Source organism: Mucilaginibacter ginsenosidivorax (assembly GCF_007971525.1).
GTDB lineage: Bacteria > Bacteroidota > Bacteroidia > Sphingobacteriales > Sphingobacteriaceae > Mucilaginibacter > Mucilaginibacter ginsenosidivorax.
Genome location: NZ_CP042437.1, coordinates 7,193,533 through 7,216,819 on the forward strand (window position 1 = coordinate 7,193,533; position 23,287 = coordinate 7,216,819).

21 protein-coding genes and 1 riboswitch are annotated in these 23,287 nt (G+C 42.5%); of the genes, 11 read left to right on the top strand and 10 right to left on the bottom strand.

Translation table 11 applies throughout. The annotated features are described in order from the left end of the window. The first annotated feature begins 16 nt into the window (after window positions 1-16). Together FSB76_RS29540 and FSB76_RS29545 are read left to right on the top strand one after the other, a co-directional pair. A complete protein-coding gene (locus FSB76_RS29540; protein ID WP_147059943.1) occupies window positions 17-670 on the top strand; it encodes a YceH family protein in 654 nt (217 codons plus the stop codon). Then, window positions 671-1,093 (top strand): hypothetical protein, encoded by a 423-nt coding sequence (locus FSB76_RS29545; protein ID WP_147059945.1) that lies wholly within the window; start codon window positions 671-673, stop codon window positions 1,091-1,093. 92 nt (window positions 1,094-1,185) lie between these two features. Here FSB76_RS29545 and FSB76_RS29550 read toward each other — a convergent pair whose 3' ends face one another. Beyond that, window positions 1,186-5,523, bottom strand: a complete 4,338-nt coding sequence (locus FSB76_RS29550) for a hybrid sensor histidine kinase/response regulator (RefSeq protein ID WP_147059947.1) — start codon at window positions 5,521-5,523, stop codon at window positions 1,186-1,188. Window positions 5,524-5,687: 164 nt separating this feature from the next. Between FSB76_RS29550 and FSB76_RS29555 the strand changes: the two genes are divergently transcribed. After that, window positions 5,688-5,912, top strand: a complete 225-nt coding sequence (locus FSB76_RS29555) for a VF530 family protein (RefSeq protein WP_147059949.1) — start codon at window positions 5,688-5,690, stop codon at window positions 5,910-5,912. Here the strand turns inward: FSB76_RS29555 and FSB76_RS29560 are convergent. Beyond that, window positions 5,909-7,201, bottom strand: coding sequence for a DEAD/DEAH box helicase (locus FSB76_RS29560; protein WP_317131359.1), 1,293 nt, complete (start codon window positions 7,199-7,201; stop codon window positions 5,909-5,911). The two genes, FSB76_RS29555 and FSB76_RS29560, sit on opposite strands and share 4 nt — an antisense overlap. Window positions 7,202-7,295: 94 nt before the next feature. After that, on the bottom strand, window positions 7,296-8,114 hold the full coding sequence (locus FSB76_RS29565) for a tRNA pseudouridine synthase A (RefSeq protein WP_147059951.1): 819 nt from the start codon (window positions 8,112-8,114) through the stop codon (window positions 7,296-7,298). A gap of 128 nt (window positions 8,115-8,242) precedes the next feature. Then, window positions 8,243-8,439: riboswitch (cobalamin riboswitch) on the top strand. Between the two features lie 112 nt (window positions 8,440-8,551). On the opposite strand from FSB76_RS29565, the gene FSB76_RS29570 reads away from it, so the two are divergent. From FSB76_RS29570 to FSB76_RS29590, 5 genes are all read left to right on the top strand, one after another. Beyond that, window positions 8,552-10,579 carry a TonB-dependent receptor plug domain-containing protein gene (locus FSB76_RS29570; protein WP_147059953.1) on the top strand — a complete coding sequence of 676 codons (2,028 nt, stop codon included), beginning with the start codon at window positions 8,552-8,554 and terminating at the stop codon, window positions 10,577-10,579. 11 nt (window positions 10,580-10,590) lie between these two features. Further along, a complete protein-coding gene (locus FSB76_RS29575) occupies window positions 10,591-11,685 on the top strand; it encodes a YncE family protein (RefSeq protein WP_147059955.1) in 1,095 nt (364 codons plus the stop codon). Between the two features lie 191 nt (window positions 11,686-11,876). Beyond that, entirely contained in the window at window positions 11,877-12,455 is a 579-nt protein-coding gene (locus FSB76_RS29580; protein WP_147059957.1) for a DUF6580 family putative transport protein, read from the top strand. Between the two features lie 72 nt (window positions 12,456-12,527). Next, a complete protein-coding gene (locus FSB76_RS29585) occupies window positions 12,528-13,214 on the top strand; it encodes an SIR2 family NAD-dependent protein deacylase (RefSeq protein WP_147059959.1) in 687 nt (228 codons plus the stop codon). Window positions 13,215-13,272: 58 nt separating this feature from the next. Then, window positions 13,273-13,986, top strand: a complete 714-nt coding sequence (locus FSB76_RS29590) for a Dph6-related ATP pyrophosphatase (protein WP_147059961.1) — start codon at window positions 13,273-13,275, stop codon at window positions 13,984-13,986. A gap of 228 nt (window positions 13,987-14,214) precedes the next feature. On the opposite strand, the gene FSB76_RS29595 is transcribed toward FSB76_RS29590, so the two are convergent. Then, window positions 14,215-14,463, bottom strand: coding sequence for a hypothetical protein (locus FSB76_RS29595; protein WP_147059963.1), 249 nt, complete (start codon window positions 14,461-14,463; stop codon window positions 14,215-14,217). Between the two features lie 3 nt (window positions 14,464-14,466). Continuing rightward, complete coding sequence (locus tag FSB76_RS29600; RefSeq protein ID WP_147059965.1) at window positions 14,467-15,168, bottom strand: DUF3291 domain-containing protein; 702 nt, start codon at window positions 15,166-15,168, stop codon at window positions 14,467-14,469. A gap of 473 nt (window positions 15,169-15,641) precedes the next feature. Between FSB76_RS29600 and FSB76_RS29605 the strand changes: the two genes are divergently transcribed. Beyond that, window positions 15,642-16,355: a ThuA domain-containing protein gene (locus tag FSB76_RS29605; protein ID WP_147059967.1), complete on the top strand. Its 714-nt coding sequence runs from the start codon at window positions 15,642-15,644 to the stop codon at window positions 16,353-16,355. An 80-nt stretch (window positions 16,356-16,435) separates the two neighbouring features. Here the strand turns inward: FSB76_RS29605 and FSB76_RS29610 are convergent, their stop codons facing one another. The 5 genes from FSB76_RS29610 to FSB76_RS29630 all read right to left on the bottom strand — a co-directional run bounded on the left by FSB76_RS29610 (window position 16,436) and on the right by FSB76_RS29630 (window position 21,400). Continuing rightward, the gene (locus FSB76_RS29610) at window positions 16,436-17,473 is read right to left on the bottom strand and encodes a DUF3667 domain-containing protein (RefSeq protein ID WP_147059969.1); all 1,038 of its coding nucleotides are present in this window, start codon (window positions 17,471-17,473) and stop codon (window positions 16,436-16,438) included. 50 nt (window positions 17,474-17,523) lie between these two features. Continuing rightward, window positions 17,524-18,783 (bottom strand): nucleoside permease, encoded by a 1,260-nt coding sequence (locus tag FSB76_RS29615; protein ID WP_147059971.1) that lies wholly within the window; start codon window positions 18,781-18,783, stop codon window positions 17,524-17,526. Window positions 18,784-19,018: 235 nt separating this feature from the next. Next, a complete protein-coding gene (locus tag FSB76_RS29620; RefSeq protein ID WP_147059973.1) occupies window positions 19,019-19,624 on the bottom strand; it encodes a bifunctional nuclease family protein in 606 nt (201 codons plus the stop codon). A gap of 24 nt (window positions 19,625-19,648) precedes the next feature. Continuing rightward, a complete protein-coding gene (locus FSB76_RS29625; RefSeq protein ID WP_147059975.1) occupies window positions 19,649-20,626 on the bottom strand; it encodes an electron transfer flavoprotein subunit alpha/FixB family protein in 978 nt (325 codons plus the stop codon). Window positions 20,627-20,662: 36 nt separating this feature from the next. Beyond that, entirely contained in the window at window positions 20,663-21,400 is a 738-nt protein-coding gene (locus tag FSB76_RS29630; protein WP_147059977.1) for an electron transfer flavoprotein subunit beta/FixA family protein, read from the bottom strand. A gap of 45 nt (window positions 21,401-21,445) precedes the next feature. Here FSB76_RS29630 and FSB76_RS29635 point away from each other — a divergent pair, with 45 nt between their 5' ends. Then, entirely contained in the window at window positions 21,446-21,787 is a 342-nt protein-coding gene (locus FSB76_RS29635) for a tetratricopeptide repeat protein (RefSeq protein WP_147059979.1), read from the top strand. Between the two features lie 160 nt (window positions 21,788-21,947). Further along, window positions 21,948-23,147, top strand: a complete 1,200-nt coding sequence (gene chrA / locus FSB76_RS29640) for a chromate efflux transporter (protein ID WP_147059981.1) — start codon at window positions 21,948-21,950, stop codon at window positions 23,145-23,147. Window positions 23,148-23,287: the final 140 nt, after the last annotated feature.

A 23,287-nucleotide genomic window follows, 5' to 3' on the forward strand; every position in this document is an offset into this window, starting at 1 on the left:
CTGCTTATATTTAGCCATGGATTCACCGCAAACTTTACCCGTACTTGATGCCGCCGAACTGCGTGTGCTTGGCTCGCTGATGGAAAAAAGCAAAACCACACCCGACTATTATCCCATGACCCTTAACGGTTTAACTGCAGCTTGTAACCAGAAAACCTCCCGAAAGCCGGTGGTGAATTACGACGAAGCCACGGTAACCGAAGCGCTGAACACCCTGAAAAGGCGCGGACTTATTTCAACGGCAACCGGCGGATCTATCCGTAATATTAAATACAAACACAATTTTGCTATCGTTTTTCCGGTAATTCCGGCCGAAGTGGCTTTAATTTGCCTGCTGATACTCCGCGGCCCCCAAACTCCCGGCGAGTTAAACACCAACTCGGGCAGGTTGTATGAATTTGAATCGATAGAGGAAGTACAGGAAATGCTGGAAAAACTGGCCGATCCGGCTATGCCCTACATCGTGCAGTTGCCTAAACGTCCCGGTCAAAAAGAACAGCGTTACGCACATTTATTGGCCGGTACCCCTGATATTAGTGATGATGAGGAAATAGAAGAAACAGGCGGCCGTTCATCAAGCGGCCTTGAAGCACGTGTAGCCAAACTGGAGCACGAACTTGCCGAAATGAAGGAAGCTTTTGATAAGCTGATGAAGGAGTTGATGGGGTAGATGAATTTTGCAGCCAATAAATATTTCAAAATACTTGCCGAAACTGATACTTTGATACTTGGGCATGAATTTGAATATGCTGCTCTGATAAATAAACGAAGTAAGAAGGAGGTTTTCTATCACGGGTTTGGCTATGGCGATCCCTGCTGTGGTCTAATAGGGCCAGATAATAATTGGTGTGCAGTTGGCGGCAATGAACTTGTTGTTTGGACAAAAGACGGGGACGCTCGAATATTTATTGAAATCGAAATCTCATGGATTGAAGATATGAGGCTAAAATCAAACTATGAATTTGAATTTTTGGTAGATCCATGGTCTGAATATGGGGTGGTATGGCGTATGAACGTTCAAACGATGGAGATGCAAAAGATTAAGGATTTTGATTTGCGCGATCAGCCAAATTCAGAAGATGTTCGATGGTAAACACTTTGATTTCAGCTTAATTTACGTAAGCTATAAGCTTACACCAGTTCAACCACGAGCTGAAGCTCGCGGGAGCTACGGGCTAAAAAAATCTACTTAACTTTTTTACTCACCCAGGCCATCATTTTATGCGCCGCTTTCAAAACTGCAATCAGGCCTTCTGATTTCATGGGCTTGGCAATATAATCATCCATACCTTCTGCTATGCACAAGTCGCGGTCATCGGGGCCGGCGTTGGCGGTCATGGCGATGATAAAGGGCTGTAACTTACGGTCGCTTTCACGGATTGACCGGGTGGCCTCAAAGCCGTCCATTTCGGGCATTTGTACATCCATCAATATCACATTAAATTCCTGCTCGTCCAGTTTCTTTAATACTTCAAGTCCGTTTTCGGCCATTGTAAATTCATAGCCCAGTTTGCTCAACATCCTGCTGATGAGTTTTTGGTTAACCTGGTTATCCTCGGCTACCAGGATATTTAAAGGAAACTCTGCCGCGAAGTTGCTGTCAAGCAGCTTTACCGCTTTCGGCTCTGCTACAGGCGCACTCCCAACGCTCCTCAATTCGGCTTGCACACTTTTGCCCAGCTGGTTTTGTTTAACCGGTTTTGTTAAAATAGCGGCAAACAAGCCGGGGTATTTTACCTTCGAACTGTCGCCGATAGAACTGAGCATGATGATGGGAAGCTGTGGATATTTTGCTTTTGCAGCCTCGGCAAAGCCAACACCATCCATCTCAGGCATTTCCATATCGGTAATAATCAGGTTGTAGTCTTTGTTATTGACCAGCAAATCAAGTCCCTCGGTGGCAGATGATGCCGTTTGTGTAATAAGGCCCCACTGCTCCAGTTGGGTTTTAAGAATAAAACGATTTGTTTTATTATCGTCAACCACCAATACTTTTTTGCCTTCCAGGTCGGCAGTATCAAATACCAGGGGAACATATTTAGACTGTTTTTGGCTTACCGCAACTTTTATAGTAAACACAAATACCGAGCCCTCGCCATATACGCTCTCAACCCAAATATCACCGCCCATTAGTTTAACCAGGCGCTGGCTAATTACCAGGCCAAGCCCCGTGCCGCCGTATTTGCGCGTGGTTGATGAGTCGGCCTGCCAAAAGGCATTAAACAAGCCGGATACTTTTTCTTCAGAAATACCTATTCCGGTATCCATGATGCTGAAGCCTATTTCAATTTGTCCGTCAGGATGTGTTTTTGATGAAAATACCTTTATAAATACCTCGCCTTTTTGCGTAAACTTGAGTGCATTGCTTGTTAAATTGGTAATCACCTGTTTAAGGCGCAAGCTATCGCCAATAACCTGCTGGGGCAGGGCAGGGTCTATCTGGTACACCAATTCCAGGCCTTGTTGCGAAGCTATAGGCGAGAAAATATCCATCACTTCCTCAATGCAATGGCGAAGGTCAAAATCCTCCTGTTCCATGTTCATTTTGCCCGATTCTATCTTCGAAAAATCAAGAATATCGTTAATTACATTCACCAAACTATCACCGCACGAAATGATGGTATCGGTATATTCCCGCTGCTCGGTATTCAGCTCGGTTTCGCCTAAAAGCGAAGCCATACCTATAACCCCATTCATCGGCGTGCGAATTTCGTGGCTCATGGTGGCCAGGAAAATGCTTTTAGCCTGGTTGGCCTTGTCGGCCTCTTCGCGGGCCTCTTTTTCATGCGCCATATGCATTTCCAGCTCTTCCGATTGGGATAGTAACTCCTCGTTCAAGGCATGCAATTCTTCTGATTGGGATTGCAATTCTTCGTTTAATACCTGCAAATCTTCCGACTGCTTTTTTAACTCCTGCGATTGCTGTAAAACTTCGGCGGTACGCTCAGATACCTGCTCTTCAAGCAATCGTTTTTGCTTTTCTATATTGTTTACCTTGGCCTTATACAAACCATAAATTATGGCAAAAACAAACAGGGCAGTAAGCGATAAAAACCACCAGGTTAGCCAAAATGGGGGTAAAACGATGATTTCTAAAGTAAGTTCATGACGCGACCATTTGCCATCGCCGTTACGGCTTTTTACTTTAAACGTGTAAGTGCCCGCGGGTAGGTTGGTATAGGTTGCCGTATTTTTGTTACCTACGTAGTTCCACGTTTTATCAAAGCCCACCAATTGATAGGCATATTGTTTTTTGCTGGCCAGCCCAAAATCCAACGATACAAATTCAAGTGAAATTACCGATTGCTTATGGGTTAACGTAATTGATTTTGCCTCCGAAATATCTTCTTTTAAGGGTGAAGGATCGTTGTCGTTTTGAGCTACCGGTACGGTTTTATTGAAAATCTGGAAATCAGTTAATATCAGTGGCGGATCGTATGAAGTTTCACTTATCTTTTCAGGATCAAACATGTTGAAGCCATTAATTCCTCCAAAATAAATGGTGCCGTCTTTACTAATTGCTGCCGAATGCGGTTTAAACTCGTCGGATTGCAGGCCGTCCTCAACGGTGAAATTCCTGAATTGCTTTGTACGGGGATTAAACCTTGAAATTCCATTATTGGTGCTTATCCATAAGTTATTGTTCCTGTCTTCCCTGATGGCATAAGTGTAATCGTTTGGCAGGCCGTCTTTTGCTTTATAATTGCTAAACTGCCTGGTTTGTGTATCAAAGTGCGTTAATCCATTATAAGTACAAATCCAGATGTTACCCAGGTGATCTTCAAATAAATCGAGCGCCGCATTATTACCCGTGCTGTTTTTTAACACATCGTACTTGTATATTTTAAAAGAGTTGGTCTCGGGCTCAAACAAATCAAGGCTGCCATCATTCGTGCCAACCCAAAGGTTTCCTTTCGAATCGGCTAAAAGAGAGTTGATGTTATCGCTGCCTATGCTTGTCGGGTTAGCCGGATCATGCCGGTAATGGATAAAACCATTCGTCTTCGGGTTAAATAAATCCAGGCCCTGGCCCAGTGTGCCACACCAAATTTTATTATCGGGAGTAACAGCAACGGCATAAACATTATTACCGCTTAAACTGGTAGAGTCGTTGGGCTTATTGCGATACGATTTGAATTTGTGGGTTTGTAAATCCATAACGCTCATGCCATCCCCCCAGGTACCTATCCACAAATTATTTTTGTAATCTTCTTTTAATGCTAAAACGTAGTTGCCGCTTATGCTTGTTTTATCGGCGTCATTATAGCGATACGCCTTAAACGTACCTTTTTTAGGATCGAACTGGTTGAGGCCGCCACCATCCGTGCCTATCCAGATGTTTGCTTTTTTATCTTCCAGGATACTTAAAACAAAATTGTTGGATATGCTATTGGCCAGTGAGTTATGATTGTAGTGTTTAAAGTTATCGGTTACCTTTTTATATAAACTGATGCCCGTGGCAAAACCGCTCACCCACATGTTACCTGTGTTATCTTTTAGTACTACATCAACTGAATTGCTGGCGATACTCGTATTATCTACTTCATCCTGTAAATGGTTGCTGAATGTGCCCTTTTCATAATTAAAAATGCTAAGGCCACCGTTTTCGGTGCCAATCCATAAATTTTGGTTGCTATCTTCGGCAATACATTGGATGCTATTATAGGCTAACGAATTGCTGTTGTTGGGGTCGTTTTTGAAATGCCGAAAAGTTACTGTAGCCGGGTCGTAGAGATTTAAACCACCGGAGCCGCAGCCTACCCATAAACGATGGCTGCTGTCTTCAAAAATACTGGTTATCCTATCTGCAGAAATGGTACCGCCGTCGTGTTCGTTGTGTTTAAAAGAGGTGAAGCTTTTGGTTTTTGCATCAAAAAGATTGAGGCCTCCATACGCGGTGCCGATCCAAACATCGCCTTTACTATCTACATAAGTTACCCGGGTATTATCATCGCTTAAACTGGTCGAATCACGCTTGTTGTTGCGGTAATGGATAAATTTGTTTTGATTAACAATATATTGGTCTACACCATCTTTCAAGGTGGCAATCCATAAATTGCCGCTTTTATCCAAAGCAATATTTACGGTAAAGTTGCTGGCCAGGGTATTTGGAATTTTATCGTTATGCAGAAAACGGGTAAAACGGTTTTTATTCCGGTCGAATTTATTAAGCCCTCCGCTGGTGGCTATCCATAAACTGCCGTCTTTATCTTCGGCAATGTGGTTTATGTAGTTGTTGCTAATGCTGGTTTTATCGTTAACATCATTCCTGAAAACTTTAAATTTATTGCCATCGTACCGGTTTAGGCCGTCGCGGGTGCCAACCCAGATAAAGCCCTGCTTACCCTGGATCATGGTGTTGATGTTAAGCTCAGAAAGATTTTCCTTACTGCCTATGTGCTGAAAGTGCATAGGATGCTCCTGGGCCAAAACCTCAAATGAACATGCTATAAGAATGAATACCAGGTAATACTTTAAGCCCCTTATCGACATCAGAAAAACATAAGATTTTGGCGTACGCACAGATTCCTAATTTAAAACTTATTACGGGATTGTTTACAATTATTTGATGAATAGTTAAACGGCGTCGAGGCCAAATTAGTTATGCCAATATTAACAACCAATTACAGGTAATACACCGCATTTTACTTAAAACAAGCTAAAGCATATTTTTTAACTTTGCCCGTATGGACGAAAAAAGCAAAGACCCGCTGCACGGTAAAACGTTAGAAATGATTTTGAACGAATTGGTTGCCCGTTTTGGCTGGCCGGAGTTAGGCTACCAGATAAGAATTAATTGTTTTTTGGATAATCCGAGCATATCATCCAGCCTGAAGTTTTTACGCAAAACGCCATGGGCACGTAAAAAGGTAGAGGATATGTACATCCGCTACTTTGCCAAAAAAAATTAGTGCTTGCGCTTATTGTTCATTTTTGCTTTTTGGCCCGAGCTAAAGTTATAAGTTTTTGAATTGGCAGCTTTTTTTTCATGAAAAGCCGCGCCAACTATAGGTCCATCTGGGTTTGCTTTAGGTTCTTTTTTTGCTTTTACCTCTTTTTCAATAATAAGCTCTTCCGGTAATTCGGCAAGGGCTATTTTTTTACCGGTAGCTTGCTCAATCTTTTTAACCTGGCTAAGCTCCAGGTCGGTGGCAAAAGTAAGTGCCATTGTCTCGTTCCCGCTTTCAGGGTGATGGTTTGTCACACGATCAATAAACAATTCCTTTTCTGCCGGTAAGTCAAAATGGATGATAAATGGTATATCGACCAGGCTAAAGCTTTCTTCCTGTTCGTTGGATACTAATAACACTCTTGCTTTTTCATCAGCTTTAAACGCGTCTATCGATTTAAAACCCGGGCTGTCAAAAAACTGGGGGTTTAAATAAGCCACTGCGGTACGTAAACGCGTTTGCAAGCTTTTATAAACTTTATCGGCAGTTGCACGTGTATTTACAAAAACTACGGTTTTGGTAAATAGTTCTTCATCGTACATAAATAAATTGAGCAGGTTTAATTTAGTGCCGAAGTTGGGTACGTTATATAAAAATTGCGGATGTGTTTCTAAAGGTTGTTCTGCCAGGGCTTCTACCTCTACAATAGCGGGATCCTTCATAAAAGGATCAAGCATTTTTTGCAGTTTGCTATGCATTACTTCGGTAAATACCAGTTTCTGACTTTTGCCAATGCTATTTGCCAGTTCGACAACAGGTAGTTGCAAGCCTCTTTTTATCATTTCATCGGCATCATCAACCACAAACATATCAACCTTGTTAAGGTTAAGGGCAAGCTTCAGGTAAATGGCGCGTGCCCTGTCGGGAGTGGCCACTACAATATCGGCACCGTCGGCCAATGCGTCCATCTGGGCTTCAATACCTGGCGCCACGTAAAGGCCCACAATTTTGATGGATTTATTTTTGTTCAGGCGGTCAAATTGTTCAATCACGCCAAATACATCCTCTTTATCGGGTACAAGCACCAACACACGCGGAACGCCTTCGGGCGCGTAATTAAAGCGGTTTAACACACCAAGCACATAGGTGGTAGTTTTACCGCTACCTTCGTAACCAATGGCGATGAGATCCTGGCCGCCTACAATTCTTGAGAGGGTTTTTAATTGCAGTTCTTTAGGGTTTGTAAAACCAGCTTCATTTACCGACCGAACCAGCTGTTTTTTCAGCTTCAATTTTTCAAACCACACCATCTGAGAACTTTATTAAGTATTTAAGAGGGCGAATTTACCTAAATTTCCTTGAAAAGAGTCAAGAATCAAGAGTTAAGAGTCAAGACCGGAGTAGTTATTGATGTGATAGTGGTTGCCAAACCACACTTTCATCCTTTTGGAGCAGGCCTGTAAACGTTGGTTTGGCGGGAATGTCAAGGTAAGGATAGGTTACTTTTGACAGGTACAATCCCTGGGGATATGCCGGGATAATAATTTGGGGCGTATGTTTGCTGATGAGATGACTTTCAAATTCATCAACGCTCATTTCGCCGCGGCCAATCTCCAATAGGCGACCAATAATGATCCGGATCATTTTGCTTAAAAACCGGTTAGCCGATATGTTGAACCGGAGCCTGTCGCCATTAGTGCTAACTGCCAGGCTTGCCGAGCTTACGTTGCAAATGGTATGGTCAATCCTGTCGGGCATTTTACAAAAGGCACGGTAGTCGTTATAAAGAGGGAGTAACGCCGCCGCCTTTTTCATTTCATCAATGTGGAGGTTGGTTTCGGGATATAATGCGCTAAAAGCACTTAAAAAAGGGTCTTTATAGGTATGAATAAAATAATCATATGAGCGTTGCACGGCATCAAACCGCGCGTGGGGCAGTCCCTGCATTGGGATGATGTCAAATACCGCGATATCATCTGGCAGTATTTTATTGAGGCGAAAAAGGAGGTCGAAATCCCATTCCGTTACTACATCGATATGGAAAAAAAATTGGCTGGCATGCACCTGCGCATCGGTACGGCCACAGCCGTTAACAGTTATCGGCGTTTTTAAAATTTGGCTTAAAGCGGTTTCAAAAACAGCTTGTACACTTACAACACCGGCATGTTTTTGCCAGCCGCTATACTGTGTGCCGTGATAACCGATATGAAAAAAATAGCGCATGATTTTGGCTCCAAAAATCCACAAAAATTATGGTAATGCCATACAAAAACGAACAGGGATGACTGAACGGACGACTTTACACCAACACGGATAGCTTTTAGCCACTTGCGTATCTGCCGTACATAACCTACCTTTACAGCGCTTTAGGTTCCTTTATAGCATATCATAAAGGATTAAAAGGGAATACGGTGTAAATCCGGAACTGTCCCGCAGCTGTAAGCTCCATAACCATAGTTCATTCTATCAAAGTCACTTGCGCTCTGGCGCAGGGAAGACAGAACGAAAGGGGAGTAAGTCAGAAGACCTGCCAGAGCGATAATGCGATTCATAGCTTTCGGGGATTGAAGCTTGGATGTGAATGCTCTTGTTTATTGGCGTATTTTCATTTCAAACTACTCTGTTTCCGTGTGTGCTGTCAACGCTTTGCGTACAACAACATGAAAAAAAACTTACTTTGTTTTCATAAGCATTTACCCGCACCGGTTTTAGCGGCAGCGGTTTTTTTGCTGCAGGTTGTTGTTACTGATAATGTATATGCTCAAACAGACACCGCAAAAAAAATTAAAGAGGTTACGGTTTCTTCGTCTGCTATCCCCAAAATTCAAACCATTACACCAACACAGCAGGTTTCGGCCGGCGATTTTGAACGTTACAGCGCATTTAACGTTGCCGATGCCATCCGTAATTTTGCCGGTGTTATACTTAAGGATTACGGTGGTGTTGGAGGCTTAAAAACGGTCTCGGTTCGCGGTCTGAGTGCTAATCACACCGCTGTTTTATATGATGGCGTACAAATTAACGATGCCGAAAATGGCCAGGTTGACCTAAGTAAGCTAAACCTGAACAACGTACAGGAAATTTCACTTTACATTGGCCAGCCCCCCGGTATTTGTATGCCTGCGCGTTCGTTTGCGTCATCAAGTGTACTGGCCATAAAAACGGTAAAACCCAACCTCAGCATGGATAAACCTTACCAGTTAACTGCGGGTGTTAAGGCGGGTTCTTTTGGCTTAGTAAACCCATATCTTCAATGGCAACAACGTGTTAATAATAACTGGTCGTTTATCGTAAATGGTTATACCGAGCATGCTAACGGCCGGTATAGCTATAAAACCAGTGCCGTTGGGGCCGACTCTGTCCATACACGTAGCAATGACGATATCGGCGCTCAACAGGTTGATGGCGCTTTATACTGGGCCAAAACCGATAGTAACAAATTTAATTTACACATAAACTATTATCATGCCGAACGGGGCATTCCGGGCGCCGTTGTACTTTACAATCCTGCCGTATCGGCAACACGGCTTTGGAACCAGGACTTTTTTTTGCAGAGTGGCTATGAACGTCAATGGCGCAATTCTTTACATGTGTTAATAAACGCCAAGGTTTCAAAAAACTATCTCCGTTACCTCGATCCTGATTATTTTAACAACGAGGGACGTTTAGACCAGCGCTTTACGCAGCATGAATATTATGCTTCGGCGGCTTTGGCTTACCATCTGACAACTGCATGGGAGGTATCTTACGCTGCCGATCTGTCGGTCAATAACCTTGATGCAAACCTGGCCAATTTCAGTTATCCAACCAGGCTCACCTTGTTAAATGTATTGGCCAGTAACCTGCGCATCGGTAAATTCCAGTTGCAGGGAAGTTTGCTGAATACCCATATTACCGAAACCGTAAAAAACGGCACAGCGGCCCCGGCTAAGAATGTTTATTCGCCCACGGTTGAGGCTACCTTTCAGCCCTTAAAAGCCTCAAATTTTCAGATACGGGCCTTTTATAAATATATTTTCCGCAACCCTACGTTTGATGAACTTTATTACAGTGCCATTGGGAACCCAACGTTAAAACCGGAGTATACCAAACAGTTTGATCTGGGCGCCACGTATGGAAAGGCATTAAATGGCTTTTTTAATTACATCACCTTAACAGCCGATGCCTATTATAATCATGTGGATAATAAGATTGTATTTATCCCGAAGGACGCCTTTAACCGGTCGATCCAGAATTTCGGGAAGGTTGATATTAAGGGATTGGATGTAGGCTTAAAAACGCAGGCTAAACCTGCCGAAGGCTGGAAGGCATCATTGGCTGTAAATTATTCGTACCAGCAGGCACTAAATGTAACCGACCCTACATCTTCGGTATACCTTAACCAGTTGCCTTATACGCCTAAAAACACAGTTTCGCTCAACGCAGGTGTTGACCGTGGCCATTTAGGGGTTTATTATAACCAGGTAATTTCATCTTCACGATATTATACTAATGATAACCTGGCATCCGATTACCTGGCCGGGTACGCCATAAGCGATGCATCTGTTGTTTATCACTTTTTATTAAAACAGAAAGCTGTTGTTGCATCGGCAGAGGTTAACAATCTTTTTGCAAAAAGCTACGCCGTTGTGCAAAGCTATCCTATGCCTGGCCGGTCTGTCAGGTTTTCCATTCAAATAACTATCTAACAATCAATATTATGAAACAAACCAAACTCAATTATTTATTTATTGCTTCAACGATGATAGCCCTGCTGTCGTCATGCCATAAAGACAAGATCGTTCCGACAACCGATACCCCAACAGCCGAAAGGGCTGGTTTATACATTCTTAACCAGGGTGGTTTTGGCAGCAATAACAGCAGTCTGACTTTTTACAACTACACAACTAAATTACTTACTGCCGATTTTTACAGCAGTGTTAACGGCAGCCCGTTGGGCGATACCGGAAATGACGCCCAGATATACGGCTCAAAAATGTACATAGTTGTTAATGTATCGAGCGTAGTTGATGTTGTGAACGCTAAAACCGGCAAACTGATTAAACAGGACAGTATTGTAAATACCACATTAAAAAATAAAGCGCGTGCCCGCCAACCAAGAAGCATAGCCTTTTACAAAAGCAATGCTTTTATTACCTCATATGACGGCACAGTGGCGGTAATGGATACAGCTACGTTAACCATTAGCAAGTACATTACTGTTGGCCGCAATCCCGAGCAATTAGTGGTATCTAACGGGAAATTGTACGTGGCTAATTCAGGTGGTTTATCATCAACCGGCGTTTTTGACAACACGGTTTCGGTAATAGACCTGGGTACTTTAACCGAAACTAAAAAGATAACAGTGACCGCAAATCCGGTGAGTATGGCCACTGATGCCTACAATAATGTTTATGTAGTATCATTGGGCGATTATAATAAAATTGCCGGTGGTTTAACCATTATCGACAGTAAAACTGATGTGGTAAAAACGGCTCCTGTAATTTCGGTAGGCTACATTATTCCAATCACGGTATCCGGCGATTTTGTTTACTATTTAACAGCCGATAATAAAGTTGCCGTTTACAATGCCAAAACACAAACCGCGGTACAAGCCAACTTTATTACCGATGGTACCGTAATAACTACACCGTACACTATAGCTGCCGACCCAACAACAGGCGAGGTATTTGTTACCGATGCCAAAGATTATGCATCAAACGGAACTTTGTTTGCTTTTGACAAAACGGGTAAAAAAGAATATGCTATAACCACGGGCATCAATCCGGGTAAGGTAATTCTTGTTAACAAGTAAGGGGAGAGATTCAAGAATCAAGAATCAGGAATCAAGATGAAAAAAGTAACCGGTTATTGGAACCGAATTTCGATTAATGATCAGCATTAAAAGTAGCTATTTCATTTGTCTTGATTCTTGACTCTTGATTCTGTTTCCAAGCTATTTTTATTTGTACTTATAATGAGTAATTTTACAGCATAAATAAAACCATGAATAAAAAAGATACCATAAGCCGTAACATTATCCTTGTTTTAATGATCATTGTTGCCGCAGCATTCAGGCTTTTAGCTTTTAAATATAAAGAGCTGAGCAACTTTAACCCGGTTGGGGCAATAGCTTTATTTGGGGGCGTTTACTTTGTTGATAAATGGAAGGGTTATGTAATGGTGTTGCTTACGCTTTTATGTACAGATGTGGTGATTAATTATCTTTATACCTCAAAGTTTTCGATAATGTACGATGGTATTATTGGTGTTTATTTGAGCTATGCCATTATGGTGCTGGCTGGTACGCTAATTAAAAAGGTAAATTTTGTTAATGTACTATTGGCATCCATCGGTGTTGTACTTATCCACTGGTTAATTACCGACATGCCCTGGTTTTATACCGAACTGAAACTTTACCCTAATACTCTGGCGGGCTACGGTAAATCGCTGGCGGCAGCGGTGCCATTCGAGAAGAATATGGTATATGGTAACCTGGTGTTTGGCTTGTTGCTATTTGGCGGGTTTGAGCTGGCTAAAACCAGGTACGCTTTTTTACGCACACAAAAACAATTGGCACTTTAATTTAAATTGATAAAATTGAAAAGCGATCTGCCATTATGCAGGTCGCTTTTTTTATGAACTAATATTTACTTTATGAAAAAGTTGGTAGTATTAACAGGAGCAGGAATAAGCGCTGAGAGCGGTTTAAAGACCTTCAGAGACAGCGATGGCCTTTGGGAAGGTTACAATATAGAAGATGTGGCAACACCCGAAGCGTGGCAGCGTAACCCGGCCCTTGTACAGCAGTTTTATAACGAGCGACGTAAAAATGTGATGGATGCAAAGCCTAATGCTGCACACTACGCCCTGGCCAAGCTGGAAGCGAAATACGACGTAACCATTATTACCCAAAATATAGATGACCTGCATGAAAGGGCAGGATCAACCAATGTGGTGCACCTGCACGGCATCATCACCCGTTCGCAATCAAGTGTTAACCCTGAACTTACTTACCCCATTGAGGGGTGGGAGATTGGGATGGACGAAGTATGCGAGTTAGGATCGCCGTTGCGCGCCCATGTTGTTTGGTTTGGCGAGGCTGTGCCCATGATTGAAACGGCGGCAAGGATTTGTGGCCGTGCGGAAATATTTATGCTGATTGGCTCCTCATTGGCTGTATACCCCGCCGCCGGATTGATTGGCTATGTAAACCGCGATGTGCCCCGGTATGTTATCGATCCTAAAATACCCGATATCAATGTGCGCGGCCCGGTTATCAAAATCCAGGAAAAAGCGACAGTAGGGGTAGTGGCCTTAGTGGATGAATTGTTGAAGGAGTAATAAAAGGAATCTGTTCTACCAATCACTAATTCACTAAATCAATAATTCACTAATTAAAATGAAGTGTATTTTTAACTGGAGCGGCGGTAAAGACAGCGCACTGGCTTTGTACCATTGCCTGCAAAATCCGGATCTTGACATCAGGTACCTGGTAACAACTGTTAATGATGCCGCCGACAGGATCTCGATGCATGGCGTACGCACGGAACTATTGATAAAACAGGCCGAAAGTATCGGTATACCATTATACCAGATCCGGCTGCCCGAGATGCCGGGTATGAAGGAGTATGACGAAGTGATGCATTATCACCTGGCCCATTTCAAAAGCGAGGGCATTACGCATTCTATTTTTGGCGACATCTTTTTGCAGGATTTGAAAGACTACCGGGATGCAAGGCTGAGCGAAGTTGGTCTTACCGGTATTTACCCATTATGGAAACGAGACACCAGCGAACTGATCGACGAATTTTTAAGCCTTGGATTTGGAACGGTAATAGCCTGCACCCAGGCACGTCTCGAGCGTATAGTAGGGAAGGAGATAGGCCCTGAATTAATTGACGCCTTGCCAGATGATGTAGACGTTTGCGGAGAGAACGGTGAGTTTCACACCTTCACTTTTAAGGGGCCTATCTTTTCAAACCCCATTAACTATAAAACCGGGATTAAAATATTCAAGGAATACCAGGCCCCAAAAAACACCGACGATTCCTGCGTTACAAGCCCGGACCGAAAGCCAGCCGGTTTTTGGTATTGCGACCTTATTTTGGCTTGACCTCCCATTTATTTGGCTAACGTAGCCACAAAATAAAATTATTTGAGTAGGTATAAATTGCAAATAATCAAGAACTTATTGTTATTTTATTAAATTTTTAGTTTAGTATATGTAACCGTTTATGCTATCAACCTGGCGAATTTTGATGATTTCTCCAAATAAAATTCTGTTCATTAATATTCGATATTTTAAAATCCTGTAAATCAATTACTAATCCTGTAAATCCTGTTAGTAATTGTACCGATAGTATGCATCTTTAAAATCAGTGCGCATCTCTGTAAACCGGGCGCCAACTTTGGTTAAAAACTCTTCATCAAGCAATTCAAAAACGCTGTTAACGCCATCGGTTAAATCCATTTCAGCAACTTTAAAACTTTGCTCCAGGGTGCCCTGCTCTATCTTAACAATAAACTTTTGGTTCATGTTCATGATAGTAACTTTAAAATCGGGGTGCGGTAGTTCGGCAATAATTCTCATATTTTAATTTTTCAATAAGTCATTTAAAGGGTCTTTGCCATCAAGCGCGCCAAAGCTGGTAACTATCCGGAAGCGGGCAAATAGTTCTTCGCTGTACCAGTTCTCACTGCGGGTAAGTTTTATTACCTCGGCGTGCTCCCGACTTTTGTAGGCAAAGTTTTTTACGTCATCGATGCTTTTCCATACAGAAAATGTTGCCTGCCGGTAAACTGGCGCTTCGCCAACGCCAAACGATGTAACGTAACCTGGGGCCGATGTCATTAACGCGGCCACCTCATCTACATGGCTCCAGAAATTTTTAAGCCTGCTTATGCGGATGGTGGCACGGGTTAATACCGCCACGGGCCCGGTATAATTTGTGGCTTCGGGATTGCCAAAGGGCTCTTTGCCGCTCCACTTACCATGGCTTTGCAGGGGCTGGCATAGTACGGTGTAGCCCTCATTACCAAAAATTTTCCACCAGCCGGATACAAAAGACTGGTTATAAAACTGGTCAAAATCTTCGCGACTTTCCCAGCAGGCCAGTAAGCCCCATTGCCGCCAGTCGGGCTGTAAATCAAAAGTTCCGTTTTTACCAGAGCCAAGCAGCTTGTAAAATGTGCAGCCTTTTTGCAACAGCAGCGGCAGCCGGTGGATAGCCATGGCGAGTAATGCGAATGGTATAAACAGCTTGCGGTAACGTATTATGGTTAAGCTAACATACATGTACCTGCTAAATAAAAGATTTAATGTGATATAGTTGGAATTTACATTCAGGAAGCAGAATTTTTACATAAAAGTGTCAGGGCAACCGCCTCTGAATAAATAGGGGCGATAAGCTATTATCATTAGCTAAACCGATACTTACGTTTGTCGACTGATCCTGAGCAAAAAAATCCAGACTGCTTCGGCGTCTTTTTGGCCAGGATCAGGTGCAAATATCAGGATGCACTCAAATTGCGTGATACATAAAATTAGTGTTAACCATGATTTATTTTAAAGTGTTAGTTATTAATAATTTATAAATAAAAAACCTGAAATGTGTTAAGTTATGTTAACCCAGATTATATGCATTTTGCCCGATAAAGCTGCAGCCGATGATTTCCGGTTTTCAAAACTAAACCTTGCGACGTGAAACATTAATACTAAATTGCATTACGGAATTAAATTCCCAAACTAACCTTTTTGAGACATAAATTATGAAAAAATTAATTATCATTTGCCTGCTAACGGGCTTGGCTATCATTGATGCAGCCGCCAAAACCAAAGTGCTTGTATTTTGTAAAACAGCCGGGTTTCATCACAATTCAATAGCGGTAGGTGTACCGGCAATTATGAAGCTGGGGGCCGAAAATGGTTTTGCTGTGGATAGCACCACCAACGCCGAAAAGTTTACCACAGCCAATTTAAAGCAATATGCTGCTGTAATATTTTTAAGTACTACGGGTGATGTATTGAACGATGCGCAGCAAACAGCTTTTGAACAATATATTAAAGCCGGTGGCGGCTTTGTTGGCGTGCATGCTGCTACTGATACCGAATATGACTGGGCCTGGTACGGCAAGCTGGTTGGGGCTTATTTTAAAAGTCACCCTAAACAACAGGAAGCTGTTTTACATGTGGTCGACCGTGATTTTATCGCCACCAAGCACTTGCCCGAAGATTGGAAACGCTGGGACGAATGGTATAACTACAAATGGATAGCCGACGACCTGCATGTACTGATAAAAATAGATGAGAAAAGCTATACAGGCGGCGAAAACGGTGATAACCACCCTATGGCCTGGTACCACAGCTTTGATGGCGGCCGTGCCTTTTACACCGAGTTGGGACATACCGACGAGTCATACGCTGATCCGTTATACCTGAAGCATTTGTTGGGTGGTATTCAGTATGCAATAGGGAAGAAGTAAAAAATCGTTTGAATCAGAATTTACAGAATTTAAGAATATTCAGAATTGATTCTGATAAATCCTGTAAATTCTGATCCTGATTATAATGTTGTAACCGCGGTAATGGTAGCCAGGATGGTTAGACAAATGGCAAATACCAGGAAGTAGCTCACCGACACCCCAATCATCTTTGTAATTGTCCTTAACCTGCTTCTACCGTAAACAACACGTAGGGAGCGGTACATATACCAGAGGATAAAAAACAGGGCTGCTACATCCATTATAACAATAAGATCGATAAGCTTATGCGGGATAAGCAACTGTATCAACATAAGAAATGCCAGGAACAAGAATACGAAGCAGTGGAGATGGAACGAATAGATGAGGTACTCCACATAAAACTTTTTGTTTTTGGAGAACGCGATCTTAAGTATCAACGCAAATAGTGGCAGTAGTAAAAACATCATCTTAGGCACATTATGCTTAATGCCCTCATTAATCTCTTCATTTGCAGATTTGCCCTCTTTTGCCCACTCAAATTGTTTCTTCTCTAAATACCTGCTTATCACACCGTCCCTTTTATCTGCCGGTAATTGTCGCTGGGTAGCAAGGTATTGTTCATAAGTTTTAATGGAATCCTTTTTATTAGCGGCTTTAATGTCCCGCTTAATGCTATCGGCCTTAAAATCGACATTTTTTTTTATCGCCTTCTTTTGATCTGCGCTGAGGAAAATACTGTTATCAATCCCATTTTTAACGGATATCTTCATGTTATCCGCCGCTTGCTCTGATTTTGCCTTATCATTGCTTAGGGTCACGATATCTGCCGTATTGCTTTTAAACAACAGTACAAAATACACCAGGCTAATAAATATATACATTTTAACAGGATGCAGATATTGCGTCCTGCGACCGGCCAGATACTCGGTTGTAAGCTTCCCTGGCTTAAAAAGCAGCGGCTGTAACGTATGAAAAAACTGATGGTCGAAATGGAAATAATCGCTGACGGCATGATTCATCATATGGCCAAAGCTTTCCTTTACCTGAAGGTTCTCCTGCCCGCAGTTTGAGCAAAATTTACCCTGCAAAATTGCCCCGCAGTTTAGGCAGTCGTTTTCCTCGCGGTAGTGCTTTTTCATTTGTAAACGGGCTACAGTTTGTTCAGTAATCAAAAAAATGCAATATTTTCTTAAGCGTGTTTAATGGCGTGCTTCAATGCAGCATTATGCCTGTATCTAAATGCAAAGGGAAATATAATAGCAATAACCAGGGCATAACCGGCAAAGCTAAGCCAGATGCCATGCCAGTCTTTACTTTGATCGGCATGTGTGAAAAATTTGTCTATCACAATGCCGCTTATACGGCTGCCAAAAAAGGCGCCAAAACCATTTACCATCATCATAAATAAACCCTGCGCGCTTCCGCGTATTTCTGGTGCTGCCTGGGTTTCTACAAATAATGATCCCGATATATTAAAGAAATCAAAGGCCATACCGTATACTATACATGATAAAACGATCATCCATAGGCCTCCGGCAGGATCGCCAAAGGCAAATAAACCAAACCGTAACACCCAGGCCAGCATACTAAAAAGCATTACATATTTAATGCCGAACTTACGCAGGAAGAAGGGGATAGCCAGGATAAACAATGTTTCGGAGATTTGCGATATCGACATAATAATGGCCGGATACTTAACCGCTATCGAATCTTTGTAAACAGGGACTTTGGCGAAATCATGAATAAAGGTATCGCCATAAGCGTTGGTAAGCTGCAATGCTGCGCCCAACAACATGGAGAAGGCGAAGAAGATGACAAACTTAGGATCTTTAAACAACGCAAACGCATTTAACCCCAACGAACTTGCAAATGATTTTTTCTCGGTTTTAGCCGACAGTGGCGGGCATTTGGGCAACGTAAATGAATACAAACCTAATATTAACGCCACTGCACCGGCTATATAAAATTGATTGGCCGAAATTTCGCTGTGCGTTAAACTAACTGTCCACAATGCTGCAATAAAACCAATGGTACCCCAAATCCTGATAGGGGGGAAATCTTTGACAACATCGATATTATTACTTTTTAATGCAGAATATGATACAGTAATGGACAGTGATAACGTGGGCATGTAAAACATCATGTTCAGCAAAATCACCCAAAAAAAAGTTGAAGGGTTAGTAACAAGCGGCAAGCTGAATAGGGTTAGTGCCCCAAGGATATGCATTATGCCGTATAGCTTCTCTGCATTAATAAACCTGTCTGATATAATGCCGGTAATAGCAGGCATAAAGATAGATGAAATGCCCATCGTCGAAAAAATAGCACCGAATTGTGCTCCCGACCAGTGTTTGTTTTGAAACCAATATGCGCCGATAGTAAGCAACCAAGCCCCCCACACAAAAAATTGCATAAAATTCATTAGTATTAAGCGGAACTTAATATTCATATGGTACGGGTTTTAATAATGATAATCAGTGTTAAATTAAAAACGGGAAAGTAACGAAATAAACGCAAATCAAAAAGCTAAGGGAGGTAGAATTTAGCAAAATGATCCTAAATGTTATGCTTTGTTACCAAGTTTACAAAAGAGGGCTTTATTTGATAGGTATGGATAATATAATTTGAGAATTTCGGGATAGGTTTATTTACTAAATCCGAAATCGAAATTCTCAAATCCGAAATCAGGAGGCTTTACGTTTATTCAACTCATCGCGTATTTTAGCGGCCTTTTCGTATGATTCTTCGGCAAGGGCCTCCTGCAATTTTGTTTTCAGCTCGTCAACACTTAACGAAGCAAAGCCACTGCCTACTGTTGAGGTATTAACCGTTTTTTCTTCCTGTGTCTCGTTGATATTTTCAAGGTAAACAAAGTCGTTGCCTTCAATTACAATTCCGGCTGTCGACAGTATAAATTCGTAGGTGAAAATTGGGCAATCAAACCTGACCGCTATAGCTATAGCATCAGATGTACGGGCATCAATTTCAACCGAGCGTTTACCATCGCTGCAAATTAACTTGGAATAAAAAATACCATCAACCAGGTTGTATATGATAATCTCCTGCACCTCTATCTGGTAGGCCTCCGCAAAACTTTTAAAAAGATCATGCGTAAGCGGGCGGCTTGGCGTCATTTTTTCTATTTCAATCGCAATAGCCTGTGCCTCAAAACTACCTATGATAATAGGCAGCCTGCGCCTGCCGCTAACTTCGCCCAAAACTAAAGCATAAGCGCCGGATTGTGTTTGGCTGTATGACAAGCCTACAATATCCAGCTTAATTTTTTTCATGTTATTACCCATCGCACCTTATATTTATGCTGAAGCTTTATATTCTTTTACTGTCGCTATTAATTGGGGCACCACTTCAAAGGCATCGCCAACTATGCCGTAATCTGCCACTTTAAAAAACGGCGCTTCCGGATCTTTATTGATAACCACTATTACCTTTGAAGAACTGATACCAGCCAGGTGCTGAATAGCGCCTGAAATTCCTATCGCAATATACAAATTTGGACTGACAGCTATACCGGTTTGTCCAACATGTTCGCTATGTGGCCGCCACCCTGCGTCAGATACCGGTTTTGAGCAGGCTGTAGCAGCGCCAAGTAAATTGGCCAGTTCTTCTATCATACCCCAGTTTTCGGGGCCTTTTAATCCACGTCCGGCAGATACAACTATTTCGGCATCAGGCAACGAAACTTTATCGGCAGCACGAACTATCTCTTTAATTATCGCCTTAAAATCCGATTGTTTGGTTGCTGCCGCAAAATCTTCTACCTGCGCGATGCCGCCGGTTTCTACAACTTTATAAGAGTTTGGAATAAGAGCAATGACCTTATTTGCCGAAGTTAACTCAACTACCGCGAAGGCCTTGCCCGAAAAGGCTGTTTTTTTTACCCTGAATTTACCATCATTTTGCTCCGGAAGGGCCACAGCGCCATCGGCGACGCCTGCTTCCAGCTTAACGCCCAAACGCGGCGCCAAACCACGGCCCGAAAAGGTGTTTGAAAGTACTACAACATCAGCGCCCTCTTTTTTTGCAGCTTCGGCTATGATAGATGCGTAGGCCTGGTTTATGAAGTTTTTTAGCTTATCGCCCGATACATTAAGTACTTTTTTTGCACCGTACTTGCCCAGCGAGGCTAATCCGGCTGCATCTACGTCGCCGATAGAGATGGCTACCAGGTCGGTATTATTTTGATCGGCAATAGCCTTGGCATAGCTTACAGCTTCAAAAACTGATTTTTTGAATGTGCCGCCGGCATTTTCCGCATATATTAAAACTGACATATATAATGAGTTTCGTAAAAAACGATTTGAATTAAATTAGATAACGCGAGCTTCGGCATGTAAAAGATTAACCAGTTTGGCCACGTCATCTGCGGCAACTAAAGTAACCTGTCCGCGCGGGGCCGGTGTTTCATAACTGATAATTTCCGAAAAAGTTTTTACTTCAACAGGCTCCACCACTACTAAAGGTTTGGTACGTGCCGACATGATACCACGCATATTCGGGATCTTCGGCTCGGCAACACCTTCGGCTGTGCCTGCAACAAAAGGGAACGGAATGGTTAAAATTTCTTTGCCGCCTTCTATCTCCCGTTCAACTGTAGCTTCATTATCTGCTGCATCCAGCTTTTTAATGATTGATACCGACGGAATATCCAGAAGCTCGCCCAGCATGCCGGCAACTTTTGATCCGTTGTAATCAATAGATTCGCGACCTGTAAGGATCAGGTCGAAAGAATTAACTTTTGCATATTGCGCAACCTGGTAAGCTACATACCATGCATCATGTGGCTTCGCGTTAATCCGTACAGCATCGGTGGCGCCAATGGCCAGCGCTTTGCGAATTGTGGCCTCGGTACTTACTTCGCCAACATTGATAACTGTTACTGTGCCTTTGCCGCCGTCGGTTAATTCAATAGCCCTTGAAAGAGCTATCTCGTCGTAAGGATTTAATATAAATTGAACACCGTTGGTATTAAATTGGGTGTTGTTATCAGTAAAAGTTATTTTTGTGGTGGTATCGGGAACATTACTTATACATACCAAAATCTTCATAACAATAGGTTTTGGCAAATTTAACTAAAAAACATAGAGTTTAAAATGGAGTTGAGCAGATTAGATAAGCTACTGGAATTTATTAAGAGTGAACCTAACGACGAGTTTTTAAAATACGCGCTCGCTACCGAATATCTTCGTCTTAATCAGGTAGATAAGTCGCTTGAATATTATGAAGACCTGGTAAATAACCACCCCAATTATACCGGCACTTATTACCACTTAGGTAAACTTTATGAGGCCCTGAACCGTAAGGATGACGCTATTGCCACCTACGAAAACGGCATGAAAATCACCAAAGCCAAGCGCGATAACCACGCATTTTCGGAATTGCAGGCCGTTTACCGGCAGGCAATGGGTATTGAGGAAGATGATGACGATTATTAGTTCATTGGTTCAATGGTTCATTGGTCTTTTGCGCCGGATGTATTATTTTTCAGTTTGCGGTTAATACAACAGCAACGAAGTAACGCGGTCCCATCACTGTGCTATAGACCAACGGATAAGTAATAAAGCGATACCAATGAACGAATGAACCAGTGAACCAATGAACAAAAGAAGCTTACTATTTCTTCGCGATGTTTTAATGTACACCTTTACTGCTTTTGGTGGTCCGCAGGCGCATATCGCTGTTTTACTGCGCGAATTTGTGCAGAAGCGCGGTTATATCACCGAGGAGGAATTGATGGAACTGAACGCATTGTCGCAGGTATTGCCCGGCCCTTCATCAACCCAAACCCTTGTTGGTATTGCCTGGAAAGTTGGCGGCCTGCAATTGGCGCTAATAACTTTTTTAATCTGGATTTTGCCATCGGCCGCCATAATGGGAATGGCCGCCATCAGCTATAAAATGTTTGCCAACCAGGCTAAGTTTAATCATGTGGTAAGTTATGTGCAACCTGTAGCTGTTGGTATTGTTGCCTACGCAACCTTCAGTTTTGCCCATAAGTTTTTAAAAACCAAGGTAAGTACCATGCTGGCTATTGGATCATTAATTGCCACGCTGATACTACAAAATGCCTATGCTTTTCCGCTGTTGATTTTGTTAGGAGGCATCCTGTCATCGGCGATGGAAACACAGCCACAAGAGAACGAACTGAGGGTAAAGCTTTATTCAAATGTAAACCCCAACAAGGTGGCTTATTTTATCGGCATCCTGTTGTTTTTTGCTGCTTTGGGCGCTGTCATTAACCAAACATCCCCTTTCAGTTTGCCCATTCGTTTGTTCGAAAATTTTTACCGTAACGGCATTCTTACATTTGGCGGCGGGCAGGTTATGGTACCCTTGCTTTATACCGAATTTGTAGAAGTGAAACACTATCTCAGTAGTTCGGAGTTTCTTTCAGGTTACGCTTTACAACAGGCATTGCCAGGGCCCACATTTTCGTTTACTTCCTTTTTGGGAGGAATAACTTTAGGTAATAAGGGATATGGTGTTGGCGGGCAAATAGTTGGCAGCCTGGTAGCGGTAATAGGCGTAAACACTCCGGGCCTAATTCTGATACTCTTTATCGTACCCTTTTGGGAAGATCTTAAAAAAATAACCCGTATCAAAAATTCGTTAAGCGGCATAAACGCCGTGGCAGTAGGTTTTATGGCAACAGCCCTTATCCTGTTGGTACGCCCATTTGGAGGTAACTGGGTGGCTTATTTGTTAATGGCCTGTACGTTTCTTTTGTTGAAATTTACGAAGATTAAGGCTCCGCTGATAATCATTATGGGGGTGATTTTAGGGTTGATTGTTTAAACCTTTGCGGTGGGGCAGCTGAAAGCTGCAACCAGTGTTAAGCGTACGATATTAGCCCCCTAACCCCCTGAAGGGGGAACCATAGTTGGATTAGAATATCGTTAAAAAAATTACATAAAGTCCATTAAATAATTACACAA